Origin of the sequence: Glycocaulis sp. (assembly GCF_052168375.1) — a bacterium.
Lineage (GTDB): Bacteria > Pseudomonadota > Alphaproteobacteria > Caulobacterales > Maricaulaceae > Glycocaulis.
In genome coordinates this window covers 1-5547 of sequence record NZ_JBQLZR010000060.1, presented here as the reverse complement: position 1 = coordinate 5547, position 5547 = coordinate 1, and the positions used below count along the sequence as shown (strand labels likewise).

At 63.6% G+C, this 5547-nt stretch carries 5 protein-coding genes and 1 pseudogene; 3 read left to right on the top strand and 3 right to left on the bottom strand.

The window, feature by feature from the left end:
• Together ACTS2Z_RS02475 and ACTS2Z_RS02470 are read right to left on the bottom strand one after the other, a co-directional pair.
• Window positions 1–451 (bottom strand): annotated as a pseudogene (locus ACTS2Z_RS02475) (EAL domain-containing protein); the annotation flags it as partial.
• Between the two features lie 175 nt (window positions 452–626).
• Window positions 627–1283, bottom strand: a complete 657-nt coding sequence (locus ACTS2Z_RS02470; protein WP_442571650.1) for an OmpA family protein — start codon at window positions 1281–1283, stop codon at window positions 627–629.
• Window positions 1284–1583: 300 nt separating this feature from the next.
• Here ACTS2Z_RS02470 and groES point away from each other — a divergent pair, with 300 nt between their 5' ends.
• Both groES and groL read left to right on the top strand, forming a co-directional pair.
• The gene (gene groES / locus ACTS2Z_RS02465; RefSeq protein WP_188452393.1) at window positions 1584–1871 is read left to right on the top strand and encodes a co-chaperone GroES; all 288 of its coding nucleotides are present in this window, start codon (window positions 1584–1586) and stop codon (window positions 1869–1871) included.
• Window positions 1872–1927: 56 nt separating this feature from the next.
• The gene (gene groL, locus ACTS2Z_RS02460; protein ID WP_442571649.1) at window positions 1928–3562 is read left to right on the top strand and encodes a chaperonin GroEL; all 1635 of its coding nucleotides are present in this window, start codon (window positions 1928–1930) and stop codon (window positions 3560–3562) included.
• A gap of 265 nt (window positions 3563–3827) precedes the next feature.
• On the opposite strand, the gene ACTS2Z_RS02455 is transcribed toward groL, so the two are convergent.
• Window positions 3828–4946 (bottom strand): glycoside hydrolase family 3 N-terminal domain-containing protein, encoded by a 1119-nt coding sequence (locus tag ACTS2Z_RS02455; protein ID WP_442571648.1) that lies wholly within the window; start codon window positions 4944–4946, stop codon window positions 3828–3830.
• 167 nt (window positions 4947–5113) lie between these two features.
• Here ACTS2Z_RS02455 and ACTS2Z_RS02450 point away from each other — a divergent pair.
• Window positions 5114–5547: hypothetical protein (locus ACTS2Z_RS02450; RefSeq protein WP_442571647.1), on the top strand; the 434-nt coding region annotated here is incomplete at its 3' end.

Genomic DNA, 5547 nt, shown 5'->3' with positions numbered 1-5547 from the left:
CATCGAGCGCATCGCGGATCAGTTCCACGCGCGCCGAGCTGGCCATGTTCGCCGCGGGGCCTGCGCCGGCCAGTTCCAGCTTTTGCAGTATCTCGTTGAGGAGTTCATCGCCCGGCCCTTCGTCGCGCGCTGGCGTGGCCGCTCGCGGCGCCGTCATCGGGCGTGCGGACTGGACAGGCTGGGCGGGGAGGCGCGTTTCCATCTCCTCGATCCGGGCGCTGGCCGTTTCCAGCTCCTCGATCAGGGAGAGGTTTGCCGCCCGCAGCTCATGCAAGGCCTTTTCGGTAGAGCGGCGCTCCTCGGCGCGGGCGGCAGCTGCATGGGCCTGTCCGGCGATCAGGAAGACGACAGCCCCCATCACCCAGGCGAGACCGGATTCCATCAGGCCGAACCGCTCGAACGCCAGCGCCGCCACGATGGCAACCATCGCGTAGGTGATTACGACCAGCATGTCTGTGGCGCGCGGAATGATGGCCCTGCCTCCGGTTTGCACGCGTACCGCGAATCGCAGCTGTGCCTGCATAGTCTATGCCGGGCCGCGCCCGTCTGTCAGACCACTTTCAGCGCCATGAAAAAGGGGCGGACCTGGCGGCCCGCCCCTCCCGGTTCTGTCAGCCACTCAAAGCCTAGCTTTGCGTGTGCGGCGCGATCTTGATCTCGACGCGGCGGTTCAGCGCCCGGCCGGCATCGGTGGCGTTGGAGGCAACCGGATAGTCCGGGCCCGCGCCGGTGATGAAGAAGCGGCGGCCATCAACGCCGACCTGTTGCAGATAGCCGGCAACGGCCTGAGCGCGCTGGGCCGACAGGCGCATGTTGAGATCACGCCCGCCGGTGGAGTCGGTGTGGCCAATCACGTCAACATAGGTCGCCGGATAGGTCTGGAGAACGTCAGCAACGTCATTGAGGATCGGGAAGAAGTTCGGCTCGATATTCGCCTGGCCGGTGGCGAAAGTCACATTGCCCGGCATGACGAGATAGAGGTCCTGGCCTTCACGGCGGACCGTAACGCCCGACCCGCGCAGGCGCTCGCGGAAATCGCGCTCCTGGCGGTCCATGTAGTTGCCAACGCCTGCGCCAGCGAGAGCGCCGATACCGGCACCGATGAGCGCATTGCGGCGGTCATCGCCGCCCGCCAGCGTGCCGAGCGCTGCGCCGGCAAGCGCGCCGGTGATCGCGCCGGTTCCGGTGCGGTTCTGCGTGACATTGCCGTACTGGTCAGTGGTGGTGCAGGCCGCCGCCATGGACAGCGCCATGCCGGCAACGACGAGTGAACGATAGATCATGGCTGAAATAACTCCCCATGGTGACGTGAAACAGGTTTTCAGACGTTAGCGCGTCCGGGCCGCTCTGGCCACGCAAGAAGAGTGACAGAGCGATGAACGCAACTTGAACGAACCTCTCCAACGCATGAATGCAAAAAACGCTCCCTGCTTTTGTTCCAATCCCCTTGACGGTCCATGACCGCCTGCTTATGTCCCGGCTGCTGGCAGCCGATGGCATCGAGTGCTAACGGCCCGGAGCCAGAACTCATATTGTTTGCGAAGGGCGGCGATTTCCGCCCGGAGAATTGGAGACGTGACGCGATGACCTTTCGTCCTCTGCATGACCGCGTGCTCGTGAAGCGCGTCGAGGAAGAGTCCAAGACCAAGGGCGGGATCATCATTCCCGATACGGCCAAGGAAAAGCCCCAGGAAGGCGAAGTGATCGCCGCCGGTAGCGGCACCATCAAGGATGACGGCACCGTGCGTCCGCTGGACGTGAAAGCTGGCGACCGCATCCTGTTCGGCAAATGGTCGGGCACCGAGGTCACCATCGATGGTCAGGAACTCCTGATCATGAAGGAATCCGACATTCTGGGCATTGTCGGCTAGGCCCGGCCCGGAACTTTCCCAAAACCACCGACTGATCGAACAAGGAGCTGACACACATGTCCGCCAAAGACGTAAAGTTCGGCGTATCCGCGCGTGAACGCATGCTCAAGGGTGTCGATACCCTTGCCAACGCCGTGAAAGTGACCCTGGGCCCGAAAGGCCGCAACGTGGTCATCGAGAAGTCCTTCGGCGCCCCGCGCACCACGAAGGACGGTGTTTCGGTCGCCAAGGAAATCGAGCTGGAAGACAAGTTCGAGAACATGGGCGCCCAGATGGTCCGCGAAGTTGCTTCGCGCACCAATGACGAAGCCGGCGACGGCACCACGACCGCCACGGTTCTGGCTCAGGCCATCATCCGTGAAGGCATGAAGTCGGTTGCCGCCGGCATGAACCCGATGGACCTGAAGCGCGGCATCGACAAGGCCGTCCTGAAAGTCGTCGAGGATATCAAGGCCAACTCGACCCCGATCAAGGGCTCTTCGGAAATTGCCCAGGTCGGCACGATCTCGGCCAATGGCGAAAAAGAAATCGGCGACATGATCGCCCGCGCCATGGAAAAGGTCGGCAATGAGGGTGTCATCACCGTCGAGGAAGCCAAGTCTCTCGAGACCGAGCTCGACGTCGTGGAAGGCATGCAGTTCGACCGCGGCTACCTGTCGCCCTACTTCGTGACCAATGCCGAGAAAATGGCTGTCGAGCTGGATGACCCCTACATCCTGCTGTTCGAGAAGAAACTCTCCTCGCTGCAAGCCATGCTGCCGGTTCTCGAAGCCGTCGTGCAGTCCAACCGTCCGCTCCTCATCATTGCTGAAGACGTCGAGGGCGAGGCTCTGGCCACGCTCGTCGTCAACAAGCTGCGTGGCGGCCTGAAAGTGGCTGCCGTGAAGGCTCCGGGCTTTGGTGACCGCCGCAAGGCCATGCTGGAGGACATCGCTGTCCTGACCGGCGGCCAGGTCGTCTCCGAAGATCTCGGCATCAAGCTGGAAAACGTCACGCTCGACATGCTGGGCACCGCCAAGCGCGTGTCGATCACCAAGGACGACACCACGATCGTCGACGGTGCGGGCGAGACCTCGGCCATCGAAGGCCGTGTGAACCAGATCCGCAAGCAGATCGAAGACACGACCTCCGACTACGACAAGGAAAAACTGCAAGAGCGTCTGGCGAAACTCGCCGGCGGTGTTGCCGTGATCAAGGTCGGCGGCGCTTCGGAAATCGAAGTGAAAGAGCGCAAGGACCGTGTTGACGACGCCCTGAACGCCACCCGCGCTGCGGTGGAAGAAGGCATCGTGGCCGGTGGCGGCGTCGCCCTGCTGAAAGCGGCCAAGGCTCTTGAAGGCCTGGAAGGCGACAATGCCGACCAGACGCAAGGCATCGCCATCGTGGCCCGCGCCATTCAGGCGCCGATCCGTCAGATCTCCGAAAACGCCGGGGTCGAAGGCTCCATCGTGGTCGGCAAGATCCTGGAAAACAGCTCGCGCGGTTACGGCTTCAACGCCCAGACCGAAGAGTATGGTGACATGTTTGCCTTCGGCATCATCGACCCGGCCAAGGTTGTGCGTACTGCCCTGCAGGACGCGGCCTCGGTAGGCTCCCTGATGATCACGACCGAAGCGGCGGTTGCCGAACTGCCGAAGAAAGAATCCGCTCCGGCCATGCCGGGTGGCGGTATGGGCGGCATGGACTTCTAGTCCATCCTCTCCTCAGGCTACGGAAAGGGCGGCTGGCAACAGCCGCCCTTTTTGTTTGCGCCTTCATCATTTTCAGAAGACTTCTCCACCGGGGTCCCCGGCTTGACCGGGGCTCCAGAAAAAGCCTGTGGCGTGTCTGAACGGCGCCCAGCGTTCACACTCTGATGGTGCCTTGCACTCTGGGTCCCCCGTCGGGGCGGGGGACCCCGGTGGCATCGATGCAGATCAAGATCAGGCCGCTATGCGTCCTGCGAGAACACCTGACCTACCCCCTGACATGGCCCTCCAGCGCATCGAGGCGGGCATTGGCCTCGGCGATACGGGTCTCGGTCAGTTCACCGCGCTCGATAGCCGCCATCACCCAGCGCTGGATGTTGGCTGGCAGGTCGGGGTCCGGATTGGCGGAGTTGGAGATCAGCAGCAGGTCATTGCCAGCCTTCAGCGCGCCAATGACCGCTTCTTCGCGCCCGTAATGGTTGCGGATCGCGCCCATGTCGAGATCGTCTGTGATGACCGCGCCCTCATAACCCATGACCTGCCGCAGGAGGCCGTGCAACACACGCCGTGACAGGGTTACGGGCAGTCCGTCCGGATCGAGGCGCTGATTGACCAGGTGTGCGCCCATCATCAGATGGGCATGGCCTGAACGCATGAGCTGACCGAAGGGCGCAGCCTCCTCGAAGCTCCAGGTAGAGGTAATGTCGACAAACCCGTCATGGCTGTCGCCGCGAGAGCGGCCATGCCCGGGAAAATGCTTGATGGCGCAGGCAATGTTTTCAGCTTCGAAGGCCTCGATGAAGGCGGCGCACCAGGCCGCGACGCTGTCGGCATCGCTGCCATAGGCCCGGCCATACTGTCCGATGGCGTCATTGCCCGGATCATGCAGGTCCGCGATAGGCGCAAGATTCATGTTGAAGCCTGCTTCAGCGAGTTCACGCGCAGCCGTGGCAAAAAGGGCCGCCCCTGCCTCCAGCCCTTCCTCTGCAAGCGCCTGCGCGCGGGGGATACGGGTAAAGCCCATATCGCCGGTCAGGCGCTGGACCACTCCGCCTTCCTGATCAATCGCCAGCCAGGCGGTGCCGGACGCCGCGCGCAGACGGGCGGCCATGGCGAGGGCCGGGTCTCGCTCGCGCGCGTTGTGGCGCAGCATCAGCACCCCGCCAATGGCATTGTTCTCGAGGTGAGCGACCATGGTGTCGGCTCCCTCGCCTTGCGGATCGCTGCCGACAAACCCCATGATGATCAGACGGGCAATCTGCGCTTCAAGCGGGCGCACGGGCGCGTCGGCAATGCGGTATCCGCTTTCGGGCTGACCACTTGCCAGCCCCGCACCTGCGCCAGCAAGCCCCAGCCCCGCCAGCACCTGACGGCGATCCATGACCATGACATTTCCCCTCGAAATCCGTCCCCTGATCCGATTAGGCAGGCCCGCCGCACGGATGTCCAGCCTGCGGCGCCGGGGAGCGCACTTCGAAATTTTAAGCCGCGCGTCATGTTTTCGTAAGGCGGCGCAGCGCGATATGGGCGCCAATTACGGGAGGAACACTTTTCATGAAATATCTAGTCAGCGCCCTCGCCTTTGCGCCCCTGCTCATCGCGGCCAGCCAGGCCCAGCCCGCACCGCCCACCCCGCCGCAGCGCGAGGTCATCTTTGAACGTGTGGAAGCGCCCGGGGCGCCTGCCCGTCAGGGCCGCGTCGTCATTGCCCTCGATCTGGAGGAAGACGGTTGGACAGACGAACACGACGCCATCCTTGAAGAGGCCATGAGCGAGCTACGCGAAGCGCTGTCCGCCCTGCCGGGCCGCATCGACGCCGAAATGGATATTCACTGGCACGAGCGCCATGACGTCCATGTCGACGGGGAGCGCATCCGGATCATGGTCGAGCGTGCGCAGGCCGATGCCGCCGAGGCGCGTGCCTATGCAGAGCGCGCCCGCGAGGAGGGCAGACTGGCCCGCCGTGAAGGTGAAAGCGCCCGCGAGGC